General features: G+C 30.8%; 19 protein-coding genes. 16 read left to right on the top strand and 3 right to left on the bottom strand.

Translation table 11 applies throughout. The annotated features are described in order from the left end of the window. The first annotated feature begins 1 nt into the window (after position 1). From HUW60_RS00370 to ubiA, 3 genes are read left to right on the top strand one after another with little or no spacing between them, the layout of a single operon-like run. The gene (locus HUW60_RS00370; RefSeq protein ID WP_190600479.1) at positions 2–772 is read left to right on the top strand and encodes a TatD family hydrolase; all 771 of its coding nucleotides are present in this window, start codon (positions 2–4) and stop codon (positions 770–772) included. After that, on the top strand, positions 769–1,680 hold the full coding sequence (locus HUW60_RS00375) for an RluA family pseudouridine synthase (protein WP_190600480.1): 912 nt from the start codon (positions 769–771) through the stop codon (positions 1,678–1,680). The genes HUW60_RS00370 and HUW60_RS00375 overlap by 4 nt, the downstream gene beginning before the upstream one ends. Beyond that, positions 1,677–2,546: a 4-hydroxybenzoate octaprenyltransferase gene (gene ubiA / locus HUW60_RS00380; protein WP_190600481.1), complete on the top strand. Its 870-nt coding sequence runs from the start codon at positions 1,677–1,679 to the stop codon at positions 2,544–2,546. Before HUW60_RS00375 ends, ubiA begins: the two co-directional genes overlap by 4 nt. A gap of 403 nt (positions 2,547–2,949) precedes the next feature. On the opposite strand, the gene dapD is transcribed toward ubiA, so the two are convergent. Then, on the bottom strand, positions 2,950–3,765 hold the full coding sequence (gene dapD / locus HUW60_RS00385; protein WP_190600482.1) for a 2,3,4,5-tetrahydropyridine-2,6-dicarboxylate N-succinyltransferase: 816 nt from the start codon (positions 3,763–3,765) through the stop codon (positions 2,950–2,952). 161 nt (positions 3,766–3,926) lie between these two features. Here dapD and ccoG point away from each other — a divergent pair, with 161 nt between their 5' ends. Together ccoG and HUW60_RS00395 are read left to right on the top strand one after the other, a co-directional pair. Continuing rightward, positions 3,927–5,321, top strand: coding sequence for a cytochrome c oxidase accessory protein CcoG (ccoG, locus tag HUW60_RS00390; RefSeq protein WP_190600483.1), 1,395 nt, complete (start codon positions 3,927–3,929; stop codon positions 5,319–5,321). After that, a complete protein-coding gene (locus tag HUW60_RS00395; protein ID WP_190600484.1) occupies positions 5,321–5,800 on the top strand; it encodes a FixH family protein in 480 nt (159 codons plus the stop codon). Before ccoG ends, HUW60_RS00395 begins: the two co-directional genes overlap by 1 nt. Positions 5,801–6,408: 608 nt before the next feature. On the opposite strand, the gene HUW60_RS00400 is transcribed toward HUW60_RS00395, so the two are convergent. Beyond that, positions 6,409–7,128: an ATP-binding cassette domain-containing protein gene (locus HUW60_RS00400; RefSeq protein ID WP_190600485.1), complete on the bottom strand. Its 720-nt coding sequence runs from the start codon at positions 7,126–7,128 to the stop codon at positions 6,409–6,411. 83 nt (positions 7,129–7,211) lie between these two features. On the opposite strand from HUW60_RS00400, the gene polA reads away from it, so the two are divergent. The 3 genes from polA to HUW60_RS00415 all read left to right on the top strand — a co-directional run bounded on the left by polA (position 7,212) and on the right by HUW60_RS00415 (position 15,367). Next, entirely contained in the window at positions 7,212–9,941 is a 2,730-nt protein-coding gene (gene polA, locus HUW60_RS00405) for a DNA polymerase I (protein ID WP_190600486.1), read from the top strand. Between the two features lie 540 nt (positions 9,942–10,481). Continuing rightward, the gene (argS, locus tag HUW60_RS00410) at positions 10,482–12,200 is read left to right on the top strand and encodes an arginine--tRNA ligase (protein WP_190600487.1); all 1,719 of its coding nucleotides are present in this window, start codon (positions 10,482–10,484) and stop codon (positions 12,198–12,200) included. Continuing rightward, entirely contained in the window at positions 12,197–15,367 is a 3,171-nt protein-coding gene (locus tag HUW60_RS00415) for a UvrD-helicase domain-containing protein (protein WP_190600488.1), read from the top strand. The genes argS and HUW60_RS00415 overlap by 4 nt, the downstream gene beginning before the upstream one ends. A 591-nt stretch (positions 15,368–15,958) precedes the next feature. On the opposite strand, the gene thiE is transcribed toward HUW60_RS00415, so the two are convergent. Next, a complete protein-coding gene (gene thiE, locus HUW60_RS00420; RefSeq protein ID WP_190600489.1) occupies positions 15,959–16,540 on the bottom strand; it encodes a thiamine phosphate synthase in 582 nt (193 codons plus the stop codon). Here thiE and lptC point away from each other — a divergent pair. The 8 genes from lptC to HUW60_RS00460 all read left to right on the top strand — a co-directional run bounded on the left by lptC (position 16,539) and on the right by HUW60_RS00460 (position 23,826). Then, positions 16,539–17,495, top strand: a complete 957-nt coding sequence (lptC, locus tag HUW60_RS00425; RefSeq protein ID WP_238924486.1) for an LPS export ABC transporter periplasmic protein LptC — start codon at positions 16,539–16,541, stop codon at positions 17,493–17,495. The two genes, thiE and lptC, sit on opposite strands and share 2 nt — an antisense overlap. Before the next feature lie 318 nt (positions 17,496–17,813). Further along, positions 17,814–19,019 carry a sulfate adenylyltransferase gene (gene sat / locus HUW60_RS00430; RefSeq protein ID WP_190600491.1) on the top strand — a complete coding sequence of 402 codons (1,206 nt, stop codon included), beginning with the start codon at positions 17,814–17,816 and terminating at the stop codon, positions 19,017–19,019. Between the two features lie 213 nt (positions 19,020–19,232). Continuing rightward, positions 19,233–20,102 (top strand): adenylylsulfate reductase, encoded by an 870-nt coding sequence (locus HUW60_RS00435; protein ID WP_190600492.1) that lies wholly within the window; start codon positions 19,233–19,235, stop codon positions 20,100–20,102. 31 nt (positions 20,103–20,133) lie between these two features. Next, the gene (gene aprB / locus HUW60_RS00440) at positions 20,134–20,613 is read left to right on the top strand and encodes an adenylyl-sulfate reductase subunit beta (RefSeq protein ID WP_190600493.1); all 480 of its coding nucleotides are present in this window, start codon (positions 20,134–20,136) and stop codon (positions 20,611–20,613) included. Beyond that, on the top strand, positions 20,613–22,505 hold the full coding sequence (gene aprA, locus HUW60_RS00445) for an adenylyl-sulfate reductase subunit alpha (RefSeq protein WP_190600494.1): 1,893 nt from the start codon (positions 20,613–20,615) through the stop codon (positions 22,503–22,505). Before aprB ends, aprA begins: the two co-directional genes overlap by 1 nt. Before the next feature lie 102 nt (positions 22,506–22,607). Continuing rightward, entirely contained in the window at positions 22,608–22,958 is a 351-nt protein-coding gene (locus tag HUW60_RS00450) for a hypothetical protein (protein WP_190600495.1), read from the top strand. A 5-nt stretch (positions 22,959–22,963) separates the two neighbouring features. Continuing rightward, positions 22,964–23,470, top strand: a complete 507-nt coding sequence (locus tag HUW60_RS00455; protein ID WP_190600496.1) for an FKBP-type peptidyl-prolyl cis-trans isomerase — start codon at positions 22,964–22,966, stop codon at positions 23,468–23,470. A gap of 2 nt (positions 23,471–23,472) precedes the next feature. Further along, positions 23,473–23,826: a hypothetical protein gene (locus HUW60_RS00460; protein WP_190600497.1), complete on the top strand. Its 354-nt coding sequence runs from the start codon at positions 23,473–23,475 to the stop codon at positions 23,824–23,826. Positions 23,827–23,847: the final 21 nt, after the last annotated feature.

The raw sequence follows: 23,847 nt of genomic DNA on the forward strand, positions 1-23,847 counted from the left end.
TATGCAAATAGTTGACTCGCACTGTCATCTTAATAAGTTAGATTTTGTTAATTTTGGTGGTAATATTGAGAGTGTAATCGCTCATGCCAAAGAATTATCTGTTATAAAATTCTTGTGTGTGTGTATTGATTTAGAACATTTTGATGAAGTACTATTTTTGGCGAAAAAGTACCCCCAAATTTATGCTTCAGTTGGTGTACATCCTGTTAATACAAAAGGCAAAGATCCAAGTATTTGTCAGCTTTTAAAATTAGCAAATTATGAAGAGGTTATTGCTATTGGAGAAACTGGTTTAGATTATTTTCATATTGAAAAAGCAATAGCTGATTGGCAACGAAATCGTTTTAGGCGGCATATTAGAGCTTCGAATCAATCAGGCAAGCCAATGATTATTCATACACGTAATGCCAAAGAAGATACTATTAAGATTATGCAAGAGGAAAAAGCCAAACAAGGTGTAATGCATTGTTTCTCTGAAGATTGGGAAACTGCTCAGATGGCATTGGATTTAGGTTTTTATATTTCTTTTTCTGGTATTATCACTTTTAGAAGCGCTAAAGATTTACGTGAAGTTGCAAAAAAAGTACCAAGTGATAAATTATTAGTTGAAACTGATTCTCCCTATTTAACACCTATGCCTTATAGAGGCGCTTCTAACTTACCAGCTTATAGTTATTATGTTGTTGAGAAGTTAGCTGAAATTCGTGGTGTGAGTATTAATGACATCGCTTGTACAACTACAAGTAATTTTGAACAACTTTTTTTAACATGAATACTATCTTTCAAACTATTGATGAATTTTCACAGGGTCAACGTTTGGATAATTATTTATTTAAAACACTTAAAGGCGTTCCTAAATCTCATATCTATAGAGTTATTCGTAAAGGCGAAGTACGTGTTAATAAAGGTAGAAAAAAATCAGAATATAAATTAAACTTAGACGACATAGTTCGTATTCCACCAATTAAAGTGTCTACAACTAAGTTTATGCATACTTCATATGGTTTAAAAAAAATATTAACCAATTCTATTTTATATGAGGACAAAGGGTTACTTATTATTAATAAACCAAGTGACCTTGCGGTGCATAGTGGTTCTGGTGTTAATGTTGGTGTTATTGAAGCGCTTCGGCAAATGTATAAAGAACCTATTGAACTGGTACACCGATTAGATAGCGCTACTTCTGGGGTTCTGTTAGTTGCTAAAAAGCGTCTAGTGTTAAAAAATTTGCATGAGCAACTGAACCAACATACCATAGAAAAAAATTATATAGGCTTGGTGAAAGGGGTGTGGTCAAAAAAATTACATACTATTGATGCACCCCTATATAATAATTCAAGATATACAAAGGTAGATGCTAAAGGTAAATATTCAGTTAGTCATTTTCATCCACTTAAAAATTTTAGTACTGATAATTTTGCTGCTTCATTGGTTAATATTAGCATTGAAACTGGTCGTACTCATCAAATCCGTGTACACGCAAAGTACGCTGGACATGCGCTTGCTTATGATAATAAATATGGAGATAAAGAATTTGACAGGCAAGTAAAATTCAAAGGCCTAAAAAGATTATTTTTGCACTCGAATCAACTTATTTTTATTAATCCATTGACTAGTGATATTCAAAAAGTGAATGCACCTTTGCCGGTTGAATTAGAAGATTTCTTAGTTAGATTATGAGTTTTAATTTTAAGAGTACTTCTTTTGTGGCATATTTACGTCTAATGCGTTTGGATAATCCAATTGGTATTTATTTATTATTATGGCCAACATTATGGGCGTTATTTTTGGCATCAGAGGGGTTCCCTAATTTAAAATTATTATTAATTTTTGTTTTAGGTGTTGTCTTAATGCGATCAGCAGGTTGTGTGATTAATGATTATGCAGATAGATATATTGATAAACTAGTAGAACGTACTAAGCATAGACCTATTGCCTCAGGTGAAATTCATCATAGATCTGCACTTAATTTTTTTGTATTATTAATTATGTTGGCATTTTTATTGGTATTATTAACTAACTGGCTAACTATCAAACTTGCTATGATTGCGGCGTTATTAGCAATTTTGTATCCATTTACTAAGCGTTGGACTTATTTTCCACAATTTGTGTTAGGCTTAGCATTTGCGATGAGTGTATTAATGGCTTTTTCAGCAACCCTTAATGAGATTCCAATTACTGCTTGGTATGTATTTGCAGCAACAGTTGTTTGGACAGTAATTTATGATACGATGTACGCCATGGCTGATCGAGAAGAAGATTTAAAAATTGGGATCAAATCAAGTGCTATTTTATTTGCAAAATTTGATAGATTAATCATTGGAATTTTACAAATTATATTTTTGCTAATTTTGATAAAAATATCAAATGTTTTTAATTTGACTATTTCTTATAATGTTACGTTATTTTTAGTTGTATTATTAATGATTTATCATCAATATTTGATTAAAAATAATGATAATTATTCTTATTTACACGGATTTTTACATAATAATTATATAGGTATGGTAATTTTTATAGGGATTATGTTATCTGTTGTATTATAGATATTCTAATGAATTAAATAATACTAAAAAATTTGTAGATGGTAATTCTTGACTGGTCAAATAAATTAAGCTTGATTGATACTTGTAATCTTGTAAGATTCATATTAATTATAAGGTTGTTTGACTTTGTATAGGTTGTATAGATTTAAAGATATGATTAATTTTTATGATATTAATTTAGTTAGACAGTACAGTTGGTATCTATATTAAACATTATTAAAGTTATATTACTGAGAAGGTACTTATTGTTAAATTAATAGTAATTGGCAGGTATTTAAAGAAAATAGCAACAAAAAAAGATATTAGTATTCATAAAAATCTTAGTTTTGTGTAGGTTAACTTAGTTACAGAATAAATATAAGATTAAGTTTAGTATTAAAATCAAAGAAGGTTTATTGGTTTCTTATATGCCTCGTAAAAGCTCATTTATACCGATTTTATAACGTGTTTTTGCATCGACTTGTTTAACAATAACTGCGCAATAAAGTGAATAAGTACCGTCTTTACTTGGTAGGTTTCCAGGTACAACTACTGAACCAGCAGGAATACGTCCATATGTGATTTTATTTGTTTTACGATTGAATATTTTTGTGGATTGCCCAATATAAACACCCATTGAAATAACAGCACCTTCTTCAACAATCACACCTTCTACGATTTCTGACCTAGCCCCGATAAAACAATTATCTTCAATAATCGTCGGACTTGCTTGTAATGGTTCCAATACTCCACCGATACCAACCCCTCCTGATAGATGTACATTTTTACCGATCTGAGCGCATGATCCCACTGTTGCCCAAGTATCTATCATTGTGCCTGAGTCTACATAAGCACCAATATTAACATAACTTGGCATCATTACTGTATTTTTAGCAATAAAAGATCCGCATCGCGCACTTGCTGGTGGAACTATACGTATACCAGCTTTATTGAATTCATCTATTGACATGTTAGCAAATTTAGAAGGTACTTTATCGAAGTATTGAGTGAACCCCCCTTTCATAGGTATATTTTCTTCCAATCTAAAAGATAACAAGACTGCTTTTTTCAGCCATTCGTTAATCTTCCAATCACCTACACTTTTCTGTTGTGCAATACGTGCTTTACCAGAATCAAGTAAATGAATGGCGTCAGCAACGGCCTGTTTTACTTCTATATTGACTGTTTGTGGATTAAGATTAGCTCTATCTTTAAAGGCTTTTTCAATAATATTTTTCATGTTAAATTCTACCTCAATAAATTAAGAATTATATCAGTAATTATGCATTATTGATAAGTGGTAGATGTAAATTGTTGTATTTCTTGATAAAAATTAAGAAAAAATTAGGATTAATGATATGATACTTAAAATATAAAACTCCTCCTATAAAGAGGTAAAAGATGAAAGATAAGAAAATCCAAGTAGAAAATTTATATGAAGATGGTGAGTTATGGGTGCAGAATCTAGGAGATAAAACCATTCATGCAAAACGTATGAATGGAAAATTCCGTAATTTAAAATGGTTAGCTATTGTTGTTTGGGTGCCATTTTTTATGGGCCCATATTTTACTTGGAACGACAAACAGGCTATTTTATTTGATATAGATAACAGGCAATATCACTTATTTAATATTACTATTTTCCCACAAGATATTTGGATGTTGACTATGGTATTACTATTTTTGTCTATTTTACTTGCAATAATGACCGCTGTTTTAGGTCGGATATTTTGTGGTTATTTTTGTTTTCAAACAATTTGGACAGATATTTTTACCAAAATAGAGCAATGGGTTGAAGGTACACCAGTACAACGTCTAAAATTAGATAAAGAACCAGTGAGTTTTAATAAACTTAGACTCAAGTTAGTAAAACACTCTATTTGGATAGCAATTGCACTTTTCTCTGGTGTTACTTGGATGTTGTATTTTGGTGTTACTTGGACTGATTATGTTAAGGGTGAGATTACCTCTACAACTATGGTTATCACTGCTATTATTTCATTTGGTGCTTATGTATTTGCTGGATTTATGAGAGAGCAAACTTGTTTGTGGATTTGTCCATATGCGCGTATTCAGGGGGCTATGATTGATGAACAGAGCATTTTACCAACTTATGATTATTATCGTGGCGAGCGTCGTGGCAGACTTAAGAAAGGTAAGTTTGTCAAAGGTTTTGGTGATTGTATTGATTGTCATCAGTGTGTTGCTGTTTGTCCAACAGGTGTTGATATTCGAAAGGGCCAAGAATATGGTTGTATTACTTGTGGGCTATGCATTGATGCTTGTGATTTAGTGATGGAAAAAGTTGGCAAGTCTAAAGGTTTGATTTGCTATACCTCCTTAGCTGAGATGAAATCTAATAAGCCAGTTAAGGTGTTTTATAAACGCCCAAGGGTTATTATTTATGCTTCAGTATTATTTTTGGCATTATCAATATTGGTTTATGGTATTTTAAATCTTGTACCAATGGATTTAAAAGTACTACATGATAGACAACCATTATTTGTACAGCTTTCTGATGGCTCTATTCGCAATAAATACGAACTTAAAGTTATGAATAAGACAGATAAAATTATGCCAATTAGTATTAGTTTTAGCAGTAAAATTAAAAATCTAAAATCTAAAAAATCGTTCAAGACAGTGATGATTCCAAGTGGTAATGTTAAATCTATTTATGTTTATTTAATAGCTTTAGAAAGTGATGTAGGTTCTGATAATAATGTTATATTTGTGGTTAAAAGCGAACAGGTTACTTTAGAATATAAAACTTTATTTTTTACGTCTAAGAGTATGTAATGAGTATTCATAAAAGTCCAATAATGATGATTATGCTAATACTTTTTATTATTTTAGTGGGCGCAACTGTCTATCGAATTATTATTGCACTTGAAACTCATCCAGGATTGGTAGTAGAAGATGCGTATTCAAGTGGTCAACGCTATGCAATAACATTAAATCACAAAAATCAATTAGCAGAGCTTGGCTGGGTATTAAATCTTGTCACTCCAGAAGCGGTAACTCATAATATTAAACAAATTTACACGGTTAATAGTACACAGCATGGTAAGACTTTGTCAGATGCTTTGGTTATAGCATATTTTTATCGTCCTTTAGAAAAAGAACACGATTTTTCTATTAATATGGTATTTCGTCAAGGAATTGATCAATACCAAGCATATATAATATTACCTTTAAAAGGACGTTGGGATTTGGTGGTTGAAGTGGTTAAAGAGGGATTAGTGCAAAGAGCTTCTAAAAAATTATTTGCTCAATAGTTTCAATTTTATTAGGTTGTAATTAGTTAATAGATTCTTCTTTTAAATTCTTTTAATAAAAATCTTAAAAGATTGAATTAATAATAATATGTATTACTATGGTTGATTTACATTTAAGAGTATTTATAAATTATCGCTTTTTGCTCTTTATTGGTATCGCTTTTTGCTATTTCTTTTATTTAAAGCGATATAGAATTTATCAACACTTTTTTTATTGTTATCAAAATAATAATTAAATAATTTTTTCAATAGCAACAATCTTAATAAAATTGTTGCTATTGAAAATGAAATACAACCATAATTTTTATCCATATCAGGATAAAATAAATTTAGAAAACCTGAATATATTAAGCTAAATAAATATTGAATACTAAGTCTGATAAAATCTAATAGATATTTTCATTATAAACAGTAAACTTATTGACTACAAAAAACATTATTATGGATTCAATTATTTAGAATGGTTTAACTATTGTTGTAGGTTATGAAAAACAATTATTAAAAATACCATGATCGTTGGTGTTGGCTATGACAATTATAATAATAATAACAAATGAAATAAGTGGGACTATACTTTCAAAATATGAACCTCCTTTTATTTGTTATTATTAATACTTATGTTCATGATTATGATGATGTTCATAAGTAGCCATTAGTTCATCTATTTGGTCAGCAAATAGATCATTAAATTGCGCATCTTTTAAAATAGTATCTGGTCTCCCTATGCAACAAATATGGTGGTATAGGCATAAGACTTGGGTTGATTCTTTCATTACTCTATGAAGGTCGTGTGATACCATAAGTACAGAACAATTTTGTTGTTTATGAATATCTTGAATGAGTTTATAGAGATGTATTTGACCACTTACATCAAGGTTTTGAGTAGGTTCATCAAGGATTAAGACATTTGGCTTTGCAAGTAAGGCACGTGTTAGTAGTACACGTTGCATTTCACCACCAGATAAATTTTTTAATGCTAAATGTAGTAATTTTTCAATACCTGTGAGTGTGGTTGTATTTTTTAAGAACTTGGCGTCAATTTTTTGGTTAAGTTTGAGAAAATCAACCACTGAAATTGGGATAAACTCATTAGGAATGAATTTTTGTGGTGTGTAGCTTAGTCTGATATGTTTAGATTTTTTAATCTTGCCATTGTCAGGAGTAATTAGCCCAAGTAGAATTTTAATTAATGAGCTTTTTCCAGCACCATTTGGGCCAATTAAGGTAATGAATTCTCCTATTTTTAATTCAAAGCTAACGTTATCAAGCACTTTTTTACCATTATGGCTAAGACTAATATGATTCGCACTAATAAGGATTTCTGACATGGAGTAATAAGGATTACTGACTAGCTTTTATTTTATACGTATAATCGTCTTTGTGTTTAAAAATTGATAAAACATGGAATTTTATGCCATATAAACTAATTTTAATGGATGGCTCTGCTTTTTTATTCAGAGCTTATTTTTCTACGTTAAAGCAGAACTTAACTAATAAAAATGGATTTCCTACAGGTGCTATGTTCGGTGTTATTAATGCTATAAAAAGTCTTCAAAGGAAGTACCAAGAGGCTAGAATAATTATTATATTTGATGCGAGAGGTAAAAATTTCAGGCATGATATTTACCCACAATACAAGGCGAATAGAAAACCAACTGATAGTGGATTGGTGGTTCAAATTGAACCTTTGCATGAGATGATTCAAGCCATGGGTATTCATCTTATATGTGTGTCCAAGGTTGAGGCAGATGATGTAATTGCTACTTTAAGCTGTTATGCTAATCAAAATAATATTAAGACTATTATTGCAAGTGGTGATAAAGATTTAATGCAGTTAGTGGGTACGAATATTTCGCAATTAGATATGAAAGGTATTTTGCATGACCGCCAAAGTGTGATTGAAAAAATTGGTGTTGCACCAGAGAAAATTTTAGATCTCTTAGCCTTGACTGGTGATAGTATAGATAATATTCCTGGTGTACCTAGTGTTGGTCCTAAAACAGCTATTAAATGGCTACAAATTTATAGTGATATCTTAGGAATCAAGGAAAATGCAATGCAGATTAAAGGAAAAGTGGGTGAAAAACTACGTGATAATTTTGATCTTTTAGATTTATCTTATCAACTAGTTAAGCTTAAATTTGATGTAGTGTTGCCTTGTAATATTTTATATGATGATCCAGTGAAAAATATTGATAAATTGGCTGATTTATATCAGCAATATGGTTTTTTTATGTGGTTAAAACAATTAGATAATGTGTCTGTATTAAAGCAAAAAAGTATTCAGGTTATGGGAACAGATACAGGAATTAATAATTCGGTTGATATTCTTAAAGGTTATTCACAGACATTAGTATTAGATTTGGATCTATTTAATACAATAGTTGGTCGTCTTAAAATCTTAAAGACATTTGTATTTAGTTTAGAAGCTACTTCTCTAGATTATATGAATGCTTCTATTGTTGGTTGGGTATTTTTAATTAATAAGGATAGTTTTTATGTGCCTGTTGGTCATAATTATTTAGATGTACCAAAGCAGTTGAATTTTAATAATGTGCTTAATCAACTAAAGCCAATTTTAGAGGATGTGTCTATTAGTAAAATTGGACAAAATTTAAAATACGATGCACATATTTTATCTAATTATAAAATTGATTTGAAAGGCATTAGTGATGATATTATAGTGAAATCCTATTGTTTAAATTCAGTTGCTACAAGGCATAATATGAATGATTTGAGTGAATATTATTTGAATTATCAAGCCATTCATTTTGATGATATATTAGGTAAAGGTAAAAAACAAGTTACTTTTAATCAAGTTAATGTGGAAATTGCTCTTCTTTATGTTTGTGAAAATGTGATAGTTACAAGTTTATTAAATCATATTTTAGATGAAGAAATTGCTCAATATCCTAGATTAGTTAAATTGTATCAGAATCTAGAATTGCCATTGATTAAAGTTTTATTATGCATGGAACGTAATGGTGTTGAATTAGATGCGAACGTACTAAGTATTCAGCAGTTAGATATTACGCAACAAATGGAGGATATTCAGAATCAAGTATTTGAACTGGCAGGCAATGTTTTTAACCTTGAATCTCCTAAACAAATTCAACGAATTTTATTTGAGTCTGAAGGTTTAGGCCTAATTCCTTTGAGAAAAACGCCTAAAGGCGTACCTTCTACTAATGAAGAGGCTTTAAAACTTTTAGACCATCCGGTGGTAGATCTAATATTAAGTTATCGAACATTAGTGAAACTTAATTCTACTTATCTTGAAGTACTTCCAAGTAAGATTGATTTAAATACGCATAGACTTCATACTTCTTATAATCAGGTAGTAACTGCTACAGGTCGGTTATCATCAAGTAATCCAAATTTGCAAAATATTCCTATTTTCTCTAAACAAGGTTCATGTATTCGTGATGCATTTATTACAGGTAAAGACAATGTTATTATTTCCGCTGATTACTCACAGATTGAATTAAGGATTATGACACAATTGTCCAAAGATCAAAACTTATTAGAAGCTTTTAATAATGATAAAGATATACATAGCGAAACCGCATCAACTATGTTTAATATACCAATTGATGAAGTAACATCAGAATATCGTAGGCGCGCTAAAGTGATTAATTTTGGTTTGATTTATGGTATGAGTGTATTTGGATTAGCAAAGCTAATTGGTGTATCTAGAACAGAAGCAAAGCAATATATGGATACTTATTTTGATAAGTATCCTAGTGTGCTACATTATATAGACAATATCAAAGAAATTGCAAAAATACAAGGTTATGTTGAAACTATTATGGGTAGACGTTTGTATTTACCACAAATTAATGCCAAAAATAAAATGTTACAACAACATGCACTTAGAACTGCTATTAATGCTCCCATGCAAGGTTCTTCAGCAGATATAATTAAAAAATCCATGCTTGATGTTTATACATGGATTGGACAAGATAATCCAGATATTAGAATGATTATGCAAGTACATGATGAGTTGGTATTTGAGGTGAGTGCGTCAAAAGCTGATGAATTTTCCCGTAAAATACAAGCTTTAATGGCCAATGCTTATTTATTGGATATTCCTCTTAAAGTAGATGTAGGGATTGGCAGCTCTTGGAAAGAGGCACATTAATGATTTAATTTACAAGTTTTATTTTGTTATGTTGTTTCTTGATTTTAATCAGTCATTTATGTTTGTTATACTCCTTTGTAAAAAAAATAGTAAATTAGCAAGGTTCTTGTAAAAATATAGATTGACTTATTTATTAAATCAAATAATTATTTTAATTTAGAAGGTGAATTTTTAGAGTTATAGGCCGAAAAGGTTTTGAGGTAAAATCATAATTATCATTTACAAGAATGACAGTTTTACGTCAAAGATATAAAAAAATATATATAATCAATTAAAATGAGTAAAAATACTACCATTTCAGATAAAATAACTTTAAAAATATTAATAATTTTTGCTTAAATTGGTATCGATATATTTGGATATTTAGAATTTTTTCTATTGTATTGTATTGCTTATTTCTTTGTAGTTTATCTAATGTTTATAATGCATAATATTGGAAGGATTATTCATGGTTTATAAATTTAACACATAAAGTAGAATTGATAGCAAAAGAATGCTGAAGCGATTATTTTTTGCATTCAGAAAGTACAGAAGATAATTATGAAACAACGATTAAAACAATTGCTAATACAATCTTTAGAAGTATTAATCGACAATAATATACTTGAAAGTATACCTGAGAATATTCGTATTGATCATTCTAAAGATAAAATTCAAGGAGATTTTGCTTCTAATATTGCGATGTTATTGTCTAAACAAGCGCAGTGCCACTCCAAAGTATTGGCACAAAAAATTAAAGCTAATTTTCCAGACTCTGTTGATGTGGAAAAGATTGAGATTGTAGGTCCTGGTTTTATTAATTTTTTTATGTCGCAGAGTTCGAACGCTTTAGTGGTAGAGGATATTATTAAGCAAGGTGGGAATTATGGTTTGTCTAATATTGGTATGGGACAACGAGTTTTATTGGAATTTGTTTCTGCTAACCCAACAGGCCCACTTCATGTAGGACATGGTCGTGGTGTAGCATATGGTGCAGCGATTGCTCATCTTCTACGTGCAGTAGGTTTTAAAGTTGATTGTGAATATTATGTGAATGATGCAGGTCGGCAGATGGATATTTTGGCGATTTCGGTTTATTTACGCTATGTTGAAACTAAACAATTTCCAGATAACGGCTATAAAGGGGATTATATTTTTGATATTGCTAAAAAAATTAGTGGTGTCAAAAAACTTGATATTTTTACTAATACTTGTAAAGATACATCCGAATGGAAGGTTCAAAAAAATAGTATCGACAAGGAAAAATATATTGATGATTTGATTGCTAATTGTAAGTCCCAATTAGGAAGTGATTATAGAAAAGTTTTTGATTTTGCGATTAATAGTATTTTGAGTGATATTAAGATTGATTTAGCTGATTTTGGTGTTGAATATTATCAGTGGTTTTCTGAACAGTCTTTAGTGGATAGTGGCTTGAGTAAAGAAATTGTTAAAAAATTACAAGATTTAGGATATATTTATGAAAAAGGAGGCGCTCTTTGGTTTAGAACTACTGATTTTGGTGATGATTTAGATCGTGTTGTAGTTCGTGATAATGGAATACATACTTATTTTTCCTATGATATTGCCTATCATTTTGGAAAGTTTGAACGTGGTTATGATAGGATTATTAATATTTGGGGTGCTGACCACCATGGTTATATCGCAAGGGTGAAGGCATCAATTAAGGCGCTTAATTATAATCCTGATAAGTTGGAAATCTTATTGGTACAGTTTGTTAATCTTTTTAGGGGTGGTAAAAAGGTTTCTATGTCAACCCGTAGTGGTTCGTTTATTACTTTAAAGGAATTGCGTGAAGAAGTGGGTAATGATGCAGCACGTTTTTTTTATATTTTGCATAAATCAACACAGCACATGGATTTTAACCTAGATTTAGCCAAATCAAAAAGTAATGAGAATCCAGTATTTTATATTCAATATGCTTATGTACGTATTTGTTCAGTTTTAAAACAAGGTAATCCTGTTATGGTAGATATTGATCTATTAGTATTAAATAATGAGTTAGAAATTTTATTAATTAAAGAACTTAATCGCTATAAAGATATCTTACAGTCATCTGCACTTAATTATGAGCCACACGTATTAGCTTGTTATTTACGTAAATTAGCTGGATATTTTCACAGCTATTACAATAATAGTGAGTTTTTGGTAGATGACGATAAATTGAGGAATTCAAGGTTATTGCTCATTACAGCAGTTCAGCAAATATTGGCGAATGGTTTAAATTTATTGGGAATTAGCACACCTAATTCAATGTGAATGATCAAAAACAAAGGAGACAAGCATTAGACGTTAGTCAATCTTTTATTATTCAAGCGCCTGCTGGCTCAGGGAAAACAGAGTTATTAACGCAACGTTATTTGAAATTATTATTAGTCAGCACTTCGCCTGAGAGTGTGATTGTGATGACCTTTACTAAAAAAGCGGTGAGTGAGTTGACCACTCGAGTGATTGAATCATTAGGATTGGCTCAAGGAAATCGACCAAAAGATCCACATAAACAAATTATTTATGATTTAGCTTTTCAAGTATTAGAAAGATCTAAGGCGCTTGATTGGCAATTATTAAACACACCTGAGCGATTTAAGATTTTAACGATTGATAGTTTGTCAAGTTTGATTACCAATCGTTATCCAAGTAAAAATCAATTAGTGCCTAAGAAAGTTATATCGCAAAATTGGGCACGATATTGTATGTATTTTCAGGCCGCTAAGCAAACTTTATTAGCGATCGATGAACTTGAATATCAAGATAGTGTTGAGTCGATTCTTTTATATTTGGATAATAATGTTGATAGATTTTATCAGTTGGTTACGGATATGTTGGCTAAAAGAGATCAGTGGATTTTGAAATTGTATCAAGATGGTACGCTTAATATTGAAACTTTGCGGTTAAGTTCTGAAAAGGTTATTATTCAACATTTATTTTTGTTAAAAAATGAAGTAGAATATTATTTTGATCCAACTTTTTTTAAATTGTTAGAATATAATTCTAAGCTAGAATTTGCTCAGATTAAAGGCGTTCCAGATGCCACTATTAAATCGCTAGAAGTTTGGAAAAATTTGAGTAGGTTATGTTTGACTGTGCAAGGCAAGTGGCGTTCATCATTGAATAAAAATAATGGTTTTCCTACAGAGTTAAAAATGCAAAAACGTGCTATTATCAAAATATTTCAATCCTTGTCTAGTCATCAACAATTAAGAGAGTTATTAGCAGGTGTTGAACAATTACCTGATATTAATTTTTCAACTGATCAAATTAATGCTCTGCAAGATATTGCACAAGTATTAAAGTTGGCTGTTTCTCAATTGAAAATTTTATTTGATGTTAACCAAACGCATGATTTTATTCAAGTCTCCTTGGATGCAGATCAGGCTTTAGATGAATATCATGTCAGTGATATAGCGTTATTCTTGGATAATAAAATCCAGCATATTTTGATTGATGAGTTTCAAGATACCTCAGTTATACAGTTCTCTTTATTAGAAAAATTAATTGCCAACTGGCACTCAGGTGATGGAAAAACACTATTTTTAGTAGGTGATCCTATGCAGTCTATTTACTTATTTAGGCAATCTCAGGTGGGTTTATTTTTGCAGGTTAGAGCACGAGGAATTGCTAATATTAAGCCTGAATTTTTACAACTTTGTACTAATTTTCGTTCCTCTCAATCTGTGGTTGAGGGAAATAATAAAATATTCTCAAAGATATTTCCTAATCAGGAAGAGGTTTATAAGGGCGCAATTAAGTATGATTATTCAAAGGCTTATTCTACGGATAAAAGTAAAAGAGCTATTAATTTTTATCCATTTGCATATAAACGTTATGATTTTGAGGCACAACAAGTATTAAAAATCATTCAGAATAATCCAACAAAAGAGATTGCTATTTTAGTTAGAAATCGTTCACATTTAAATAATATTGTGCCTGTTTTAAAGCAGGCTAACATTAAATTTAATGCAGTGAAAATACTTCCATTAAAAGATGACTTATTTACCCGTGATTTGCTTAGCTTAACTCGTGCATTAATATATTTAGGTGATAAACTTGCTTGGTTAGCTATTTTAAGAGCTCCTTGGTGCGGATTGTTGTTAGAAGATTTACTTGTATTATCACAAAATAATGAACGTGTTATCTTTGATCTTATTCGGGATGATCAGATATTACAAGATCTGAGTTCAGATGGACGTATTCGTGTGGATAATTTTGCCAATGTTTTAGGTGATATTGTTAATCAACAATCTAGATTTAGTTTTACTCAAGTACTTGAATTTGCAATTAATCAATTAGTCCCTCCAAATTCTTTATCTGTTAAACAGTCTATGATTAAAATGCAGTTCTTGCAAATTATTTATGACTGTGAGTTTGAGCAACAGTTGGATATTGAAACTATTAATCAAATGTTAGATGAATTGTATACACCTAGTGTGAATGTATTGAATGCACGAATTAAGTTAATGACTATTCATGAAGCGAAAGGTTTGGAATTTGAATTGGTGATTATTCCTGGGTTGGGAAGAATGTCACAAAATAATAAATCACCTATCATTCACTTACAAGAATTTAGTAATCAGTCTTTATTATTAGCGCCGATAAGATCTTATACACAATTAAATGATAGTTGTACTTATGTTTATTTAAAGCATATTAAATCACAACAAGATAGGTTTGAAACCATGCGTTTATTGTATGTAGCTATGACACGTGCAAAATATAAAATTCATTTATTAGCAACATTAAGTCAAAGTAATCAAGCTACTAGAAATACTTTTTTAAAATTATTAGAACCTATATTTCAAAACCAGTTTAACCAGATCAAGCCATCAGTTATTGAAGATAATAAACAACCCATCCGAGCGCCAGAGTTAGTACGTTATATTAAGCCTATAGAATATAATATTTTGCCTGATAGAAGTAAGAAAAAAATGAACTTTCAGCTTAATGTTGATTTGCAATATAAAAGCTTACTTGGTACTTTATTACATCAATATTATGCAGATGAATTGTTCGTGCCAGATAGGCAAAATATAAGACTAAGATTAGTTGAATACGGTATTGGTAATATGGATATAGATGATTCTATAGACTTTATTATTAATATGCTTAATTTAACGAAGCAAGATAAATATTTTTCGTGGTTGTTTAAACAAAGGGTATCAACTCAGGTTGAAGTAGAATTTATTAATGATAAACGTAACATTATTATTGATAGATTATTTATTGATAAAGGTACTTTGTGGGTTATTGATTTTAAAACTGAAAGACAAGCAAATAATGAGTCAATAGTACAATTTATACAAAGGCAAAAAATTAAACATAGCCATCAATTATTATTTTATAAAGATGCTTTATCAGAATGTTATTCAATGGAGGTAAGGTGTGCTTTATATTGTCCAGCAGTACAAGAATTGATTAGAATTAGCTAAATATTTTTTTCTTTTATTTTTTAATATTGCTTAGTTGATATGAAATTCATATTATGTTTTTCGACTAAATATATATAAGCTATAACCAATACGGAGAACATGATTTAACGGTTTTTATATTGGTTTTTAATAAATTTTTTAGTTTTTCTAAAACCATTTCACTTATGATAAGTTTATACTTAATAGTATTATACTTAGTAATATTTTTATTAAATGCATTGTCAGTAATTTGTAATAAATATTGGGTGGATAAAGTGAATAGTGCTAGGTTTTTTATCGAGCATATTTTTAGTTTTTACTAAAATCAATCATTTTTTATGAACTACTATGAGTGATGATTTATTTAGAGTTAACTTATTATTTAGATAAATAAGTTTTTTAACTTGTATCCGAATGAATTAAAAGATTTTTTGGTTTAAGTAGTTTGAAGATAGATGTTTTAAGTTAAATTTATTTTGTGTTCGGTTTTGAATTTAACCTTAATATTTATTTAAAAAGATTAGACACAAGATTAATTTAGTGATATTAAATCAGACTTTAAGTTTAAGTATTGTGTACTAATCTAAATTTATACGAAAGAGTTTATGATTTCTAGTGATAATTTTTAAACAGAGTATTAATCATTGCTACTGCATCACATCCAGCATCAAAAGCTTGTTGTTGGTTGTAAAGGTCAACACCACCAATACCAACAATTGGTATGTGTAATAGTTGTTTTGCTTTAGTAATTAGATTAAGTGGGCAATATGATGCATTGGGTTTTGTTTTAGAATCAAATAGCGCGCCAAAGGCTACATAATTAGCACCTTGCTTTTGAGCTTGAAATGCTAAATTAATATCATTATAGCAAGATATACCAATGATAGAATCAATACCTAATTGCTGTCTTGCTTGTTGTATTGAACCATCATCTTTTCCTAAATGTACACCATCAGCATGGACTTTTTTTGCTAGATTAATATCGTCATTTATTATAAATAAAGTATTATGAGCTAAACATAGTTGACGTAATACATATGCCTCTTTGAGTTTTATATTGTCGTTATTAGTTTTGTGTCGATATTGGAGTATACTAATCTGATGTTTAGTAATGACCCATCTTATTAGAATAGAATTGAGTGAAGCGTCTGGGGTTATTGCATATATATGGCTAATTTCTTTATTAAATACCATGTTTGACTCTCGGTTAAGACATAGTTTGTTAAGTGTAGTTTTTATAATAGCAATAATTGCTATTATATGGTTTTTTATAGGATTATTTTTGGTTTCATGTTCTGTCCAGGAAGATAAACAGAAAGAACTATTAATACATGATCAAACTTCTTTTGAAGAAGTGACCTATCTTGAAAAAATTGATAATTTTTCTTTACAGGTGTTTGATGCTAAAGCAGAATTATCATATTTCGTTAAAGCTAAAAGCTATTTTAGTTTTAAAGACTCCCCAGCACTATTAATAGAGCCGAAAGTATCATTTTATGATTTAAAAGGTAATAAAAATTATGTATTAAATTCTCAACGTGCTCATTATGTTAACAATAGTGGAATTAAGTTTAAAGGGGAAGTTGGTATTCATTCTTGCAATGGACTTAATCATAAGATAAATACAGAAGAATTATTAGTCGGTTTTGAGACTAGAGACTTGATGAGTAAGAAACAAGTAACTTATTTAGGTGAAACCGTCAAGATTATATCTCAAGGTATACAGATACGAGCTAAAGATGATATAATAAAGTTAGTAGGTAATATTAAGATTAATCAAAGTGATGGTCAACAAATTTTGACTAAAGACTTGTATATTAATCAAATTGAAGGTCAAAAACATTTTTATTCAAAAAATAAAATTGTTTATATATTTCAGAAAGATAAGATTTATGCTGATGGTGTAGATATAAATGAACAAGAACAAATTATAGAATTATTAGGTAAAGTAAGAATTATAAAAGACTCTGGTTCTAAGATTAGTACTAAAGATTTGTCTATTGATCAATCAAATAGTTTGGAAATATATAGAACTAAAGAAAAAGTGCACTACCAATCTGATACTGCTGATATTCATGCTGTTGGTATGATTTATGATGTAATTAAGCAAAAAATAAAGTTGATAAGTGATGTGGTGGGGATACTATAAATAAGATTAATTTTTAATTAAAAGTCTCTGTAAAAATTTTTATATTATCAATAATCCAAACTAAATTAGTCCTATTTTAAGGACGCTAGTATTTAAATATAATTTATATGACTGAAGAAGAACCTGCACATCTTAAAGATAAAGCATATCTCGTATAGGATTTTAGCACTAAATATAGTTATATTTTTTATTATTCCTGCTTAGATATTATTAATTTATATATCTATAGGGGTATGTTTAAATATCCCCATAGAGTGATATAGGTAAAAATGACCATAGGTATAATTTTTGGTTTTATATTGAATATAGGATTATAATATGTCAAAACTAGTTCCTCCACATGGAGGTGACAAATTAAAGCCTTTAGCTTTAGAAGGTAAATCTCTAATATCTGAGGTAGAAAAAGCAAAATTACTACTAAAAGTTATCTGTTCTTCAAGAGAAGTTGGTGATATTATTATGATGGGTATTGGTGGTTTTACCCCGTTAGAAGGCTTTATGGATAATGTAAATTGGCAAAGTGTATGTGATAATATGACCATGTCAAGTGGTTTATTCTGGCCAATCCCTATTACTTTGTCTACTAATAATGAAGATATTAAGCAGGGTGATGAGGTTGCTTTGGTTAATGGAGAAACGAATGACATTATTGCTACTATGGTTGTCAGTGAAAAGTATTCGATTGATAAATCTTATGAGTGTAATACTGTTTATAAAACAACTGAAATGGCGCATCCAGGAGTTGTGATGGTAATGGCTCAAGGAAAATACAATCTTGCTGGTTCTATCAAGGTATTATCAGATGGTAATTTTCCTAAAAAATATGGCAACTTATACATGACTCCTATGGAAACTCGTGCTTATTTTTATGATAAAGGTTGGAAGACAATAGCAGCATTTCAAACACGTAACCCAATGCACCGTTCACATGAATATTTAACTAAGATTGCAGTTGAGATTTGTGATGGTGTTATGATTCACTCAGTATTAGGTGGTCTTAAGGATGGAGACATTCCTGCTGATGTACGTTCAGAGGCAATTTCAGTATTAATTAAAAATTATTTTGTAGATAATACAATCTTACAATCTGGTTATCCATTAGATATGCGTTATGCAGGCCCTCGTGAAGCATTATTACATGCATTATTCAGACAAAATTATGGCTGTTCACATCTTATCGTTGGTCGTGATCATGCCGGTGTTAATGATTATTATGGTCCATTTGATGCACATAATATATTTGATGTGATTGCTAATGATGCGTTAGTGATAAAGGCGTTAAAGTTTGATTGGACATTCTGGTGTCATAAATGTGGCGGCATCTCTTCAATGAGAACTTGTCCTCATAGCTCAGAAGATCGCGTATTACTATCAGGTACTGAAGTTCGTAAGATACTTTCTGAGAATAAAGAGTTACCAGAGACTTTTTCTCGTCCTGAAGTAGCTAAAGTGTTACAAGTATACTATGCTAGCATTAAAAATGAAGATAAGGTAGAAAAATTGAATAATCATTCTACTCAATAGTGTTGAATATCTTAATTTTGTATATCTAAAGAGATACGCCGTAATATTACCATAAAGCAATAGGTTTGATTTTGTGAGTTAACTTTATGCAAGTATAATAAGTCGAATTTTGACAAAATGCTATTAAGTGTTGAAACAAAAAATAGGGAATGCTAATTAAAAAAAGTTGGCACAATTTAGGATGAGAGTGATTTAACTTAAGGAGAAGAACTAATGATCGATATCAATTCAACACCAATTGCTAGCTTATTAGCAGAAGGTATTTCATATGTAAATATGCAAATATACGTAGTTATTATGATTGCTTTAGTGGTCATTATGACAGTATTAGATTTGTTACATAAGAAAAGTTCAATCTACTTTTTTAGAGCATCAGCAAAATCTGAGAAGGATTTATCTGCTGGTAATGCGCCATGTTCATTGGGTAAAGAAGAAGATAGACTTAAAATATTAAGCGTTAGTGATAAAGTAAATATATTGGCAAGTACGGTTGTAGTAGATATTTCAACAGCTGGTGAATTTAGTAATGGACTTCGTAGATTAGTACATATTTTAACTATGTGGGGTTTTATTTTCTTTAATGTAGCAACTATAATTATTATTTTTGGTGCGCAAGAAACTCAGATGTTAGCACAAGTATGGAATATTGGTGCAATAATGCTATTTATTGGTACATTTTGGTATTGGTTTGGGTTTAAAGTAGACAGTCAAGCAGAAGGTTATTCTTGGACAAGAGTGGTTATTAGAAGAGATATGTTTAGTTTGTCATTAATGGCAACTTCGGTATCTGTGCTAGGTTGGAATATATATGGCGGTGGTACTGGTGTATGGTTCATTTTAGTTATTTTAGCTACTATATCACTCTTTGGTGGTGTATATTGGTCTAAATTTTCTCATATGTTTTTTAAGCCTATTGCTGCATATAATAAGCGAATTATTAAAGCTAATGGTACAAATGAGAACTTGCCTCATGAGACAAGAAATGATGTGTGGCAACAGAACAGACATTCAATGGAGCTTTTAAAAGATGCTCCTATGGATATGGGCCTTGGCATTAAGCGTGAAGCGCCTAAGCATTATTAATATTAATTAAATAAGAAGAGAGGAAAATAATATGCCAACTTTTGTATATATGACTCGTTGTGATGGTTGTGGACATTGTGTAGATATCTGCCCATCTGATATTATGCATATTGATGATAAATATCGTCGTGCTTATAATATTGAACCAAACATGTGCTGGGAATGTTATTCATGTGTTAAAGCATGTCCACATCAAGCAATTGATGTACGTGGTTATGCAGACTTTGCGCCATTAGGACATAGTGTTCGTGTTATTCGTGATGAAGAGAAAGGCACTATTGCATGGAGAGTTAAATTTCGTGATGGACGTGTAAAGAATTTTTTATCACCAATTACGACTCAGCCATGGGGAACTAAGATTCCTGATCTAAGAAATGAGCCTGAGCCTAGTGATGATATGCGTAACTCACAGTTATTAGCATTTGAACCTAAATATATTCGCATGGATGATGGTGATATTCATACATTAGAATCTAATGGCTTGAAATTTAAAGAAGGAGTGTACTACTAATGGGTATTAAAACAATTGTAGAAGATAACATTGATATTTTAGTTGTTGGTGCTGGATTAGGCGGTACAGGTGCTGCTTATGAAGCTAGATATTGGGGTCGTAATAAAAAAATTATAATTGCAGAAAAAGCAAATATTAATCGTTCAGGTGCTGTTGCTCAAGGTTTGTATGCGATTAACTGTTATATGGGTACTCGTTTCGGTGAAAATAATCCTGAAGACCATGTGCGTTATGCGCGTATGGATTTGATGGGTATAGTCCGTGAAGATTTATTGTTTGATATGGCTCGCCATGTTGACTCTGCAGTACATAAGTTTGAAGAATGGGGTCTTCCACTAATGAAGGATCCTAAGAGAGAAGCTATTGGCGCTTATATGCGTGAAGGTCGTTGGCAGATTATGATTCACGGTGAATCATATAAGCCTATTGTTGCTGAAGCTGCAACTAAGCAAGCTGATAAAGTCTATAACCGTATTATGGTTACTCACTTATTAATGGATGATAAGAAAAAGAATCGTGTTGCTGGAGCTGTAGGTTTTAATGTACGTACTGGTAATTACCACGTGTTTAAGTCTAAGACTACTATTGTTGGTGCTGGTGGCGCCTCTAATATTTTTAAGCCTCGCTCAGTCGGTGAAGGTATGGGTCGTGTATGGTATGCACCATGGTCTTCTGGTTCTGCTTATGGCTTGTTGATCGAAGCTGGTGCGAAAATGACACAAATGGAAAATCGTATTGTTCTTGCAAGGTTTAAAGATGGTTATGGTCCTGTTGGTGCATACTTTTTACATCTTAAGACTTATACCCAAAATGGGTATGGTGATGAGTACGAGTCTAAGTGGTTTCCAGCACTATCAAAAATGGTAGGTAAAGAATATTTAGATACAGAAGGTCAACATTTATCTCATAAACCAATTCCAACTTGTTTGCGTAATCATGCATTTATTAGCGAGGTAAACGCTGGTCGTGGTCCAATTCATATGGTAACAATGGAAGCATTTAAAGATCCTCATCTAGAAGAAGTTGGTTGGGAAAATTTCTTAGGTATGACTGTTGGTCAAGCAGTACTTTGGGCTGCAACAGATGTTGATCCTAAATACGAAAATCCTGAATTAACAACTTCTGAGCCATATGTAATGGGTTCACATGCTACTGGTTGTGGTGCATGGTGCTCAGGTCCTGAAGATATTTCTCCTGATGAATACTTTTGGGGTTATAATCGCATGACGACGGTAGATGGTTTGTTTGGTGCTGGAGATACTGTTGGTGGTACGCCACATGCGTTCTCATCAGGTTCATTTACAGAAGGCCGTTTAGCCGCTAAGGCCGCTTGTAAATATATTGATGAAGGTAAAGCAGAAGGTATTGTTGTATCTAATAAGCAAATTGCTGAGCGTAAAGAACAAATTTATAAGCCTTTAGAGAATTATACGATTGGTCGTAATGAAATTGTTGCTGGTACAGTATCTCCAAGCTACATTCTTCCAATGAGTGGATTACAACGTTTGCAAAAGATTATGGATGAGTATTGTGGCGGCGTTACTGTTTCTTATGTAACTAATGATAAGTTGCTTAATATAGGATTGAAGAAGTTATCTATTTTAGAAGAAGATTTAGAACATATTGGCGCAGAAGATCTTCATCAGTTGATGCGTGGATGGGAATTAAGACACCGTCATCGAACTTCTGAATGTGTGACTCATCATACATTGTTTCGTAAGGAAACTCGTTGGCCTGGATATTATTATCGTGGAGATGCTATGAAATTAGATGATAAAAATTGGCATGTATTAACAGTTTCTCATCGTAATCGTGTTACTGGTGAATATACATTAGAGAAGGCACCTTGTTACCATTTAGTTGATGAAGGGGATGAAAAAGTAGAGGTTTAATTAAAATTTCTATTTTAATTAAAAGACCAATACTCATATGTTGGTCTTTTTTTATTTATCGTGTATTTTAAGAAAAAACGTTTTATTGGAGTTATTGAATCAATGAACATTATTGATAAAACAGATGAGGAAATTTTAGCAATTGCAAATCCAATGTGGAATAATTTAGTTAAATATTCTAATAATGGTAATTACGGTGCTTTTAGTCGTCATTTTTCAGAGGATTTTTTGCGTGGTGCTAATGAAATTGAAATGGGAAAGCAATTTGCTCGTAGTGAATTAACTAAAGGTCTTGAAAAAGGTGCGGGATATTTAGGTATGATTCGCCGTGGTCAATATGTAACTGTGTTGTATAAACAAACTCATTCTAAAAAAGAAGGCGAGTATTTAGGAAGACTGGTGCTTGGTTATGAAGATGATGTGGTTAAAATTTTTGGTACAACAATTTTTTAGAAATTGTGGATAATATTATTAAAGAGTTTAAATATGTTGAGCTGATCTATAAAGTTATTGATAAAAAGACTGGTAATATTTTTTTATCAATTGAGTACCCAGTCGGCTATGTGCATGGTATTAATGATACATTAGGTAAAGAGGTTATTAATGAATTAGAGGGTAAAAAGCAAGGAGATGTTATTGAGGTTGATATTGATGTAGACAAACTCTATGGGATTCGTGATGAATCTTTAGTTTTTATTGATAATATAGAAAATATTCCCCAGAAATATCAGAAAGTTGGTATTAAGATTGTTATGGAGAATTCTAAAGGAGAGTTTAAGGATTTTTTGGTAACTAAAGTTGATGATAAAACAGTTACTATTGATGGTAATAATCCTCTTTGTGGTCGTGAGGTTAAGTTTATTCTTGACATTCATTTGGTTCGTGATGCAACAGATGGAGAGATGGAAGTAGGTGGTATGACAGATGAACATCCAGATATAGAACAATTATTAACAGTGCATTAATGATGAGTATTGATTTTTTAGAATCAGAAATAAAAACCATTCAAAGTGCAGTTAATAAGCGTTGGAAAAAAGAAAATATTAATGTTAATTTAGCTGATATTGAAATTACTAAAGAAGGTGTATTAACACTTATTCCAGCTGCTGTTTGGGAAGATGAAAACTCAACTTTTATTATTTTAAAGATGGGTATATTCTCTTACAAAAGTTTATTTTATTATCTAACTAGTAAGCGTTTTGATACTGGTGTTTCTGAGTATAACGATTTGTATGAATGTGCGAATACATTGTTAAAAGCGCAAGCAGATTTTATTTTAAGTGAACATACTAAAGACTTGAATTTACATAGTCTTAAATAAATATTATTTAAGACTCAAATT

This window comes from Candidatus Vesicomyosocius sp. SY067_SCS001, assembly GCF_014706615.1.
Classification (GTDB): domain Bacteria; phylum Pseudomonadota; class Gammaproteobacteria; order PS1; family Pseudothioglobaceae; genus Ruthia.

Bases quoted from the DNA above. Each gene is read 5' to 3' on its own strand.
- HUW60_RS00370 (WP_190600479.1), top strand. From the start codon at position 2: ATGCAAATAGTTGACTCGCACTGTCATCTTAATAAGTTAGATTTTGTT.
- HUW60_RS00375 (WP_190600480.1), top strand. From the start codon at position 769: ATGAATACTATCTTTCAAACTATTGATGAATTTTCACAGGGTCAACGT.
- ubiA (WP_190600481.1), top strand. From the start codon at position 1,677: ATGAGTTTTAATTTTAAGAGTACTTCTTTTGTGGCATATTTACGTCTA.
- dapD (WP_190600482.1), bottom strand. From the start codon at position 3,765: ATGAAAAATATTATTGAAAAAGCCTTTAAAGATAGAGCTAATCTTAAT.
- ccoG (WP_190600483.1), top strand. From the start codon at position 3,927: ATGAAAGATAAGAAAATCCAAGTAGAAAATTTATATGAAGATGGTGAG.
- HUW60_RS00395 (WP_190600484.1), top strand. From the start codon at position 5,321: ATGAGTATTCATAAAAGTCCAATAATGATGATTATGCTAATACTTTTT.
- HUW60_RS00400 (WP_190600485.1), bottom strand. From the start codon at position 7,128: ATGTCAGAAATCCTTATTAGTGCGAATCATATTAGTCTTAGCCATAAT.
- polA (WP_190600486.1), top strand. From the start codon at position 7,212: ATGCCATATAAACTAATTTTAATGGATGGCTCTGCTTTTTTATTCAGA.
- argS (WP_190600487.1), top strand. From the start codon at position 10,482: ATGAAACAACGATTAAAACAATTGCTAATACAATCTTTAGAAGTATTA.
- lptC (WP_238924486.1), top strand. From the start codon at position 16,539: ATGTTTGACTCTCGGTTAAGACATAGTTTGTTAAGTGTAGTTTTTATA.
- thiE (WP_190600489.1), bottom strand. From the start codon at position 16,540: ATGGTATTTAATAAAGAAATTAGCCATATATATGCAATAACCCCAGAC.
- sat (WP_190600491.1), top strand. From the start codon at position 17,814: ATGTCAAAACTAGTTCCTCCACATGGAGGTGACAAATTAAAGCCTTTA.
- HUW60_RS00435 (WP_190600492.1), top strand. From the start codon at position 19,233: ATGATCGATATCAATTCAACACCAATTGCTAGCTTATTAGCAGAAGGT.
- aprB (WP_190600493.1), top strand. From the start codon at position 20,134: ATGCCAACTTTTGTATATATGACTCGTTGTGATGGTTGTGGACATTGT.
- aprA (WP_190600494.1), top strand. From the start codon at position 20,613: ATGGGTATTAAAACAATTGTAGAAGATAACATTGATATTTTAGTTGTT.
- HUW60_RS00450 (WP_190600495.1), top strand. From the start codon at position 22,608: ATGAACATTATTGATAAAACAGATGAGGAAATTTTAGCAATTGCAAAT.
- HUW60_RS00460 (WP_190600497.1), top strand. From the start codon at position 23,473: ATGAGTATTGATTTTTTAGAATCAGAAATAAAAACCATTCAAAGTGCA.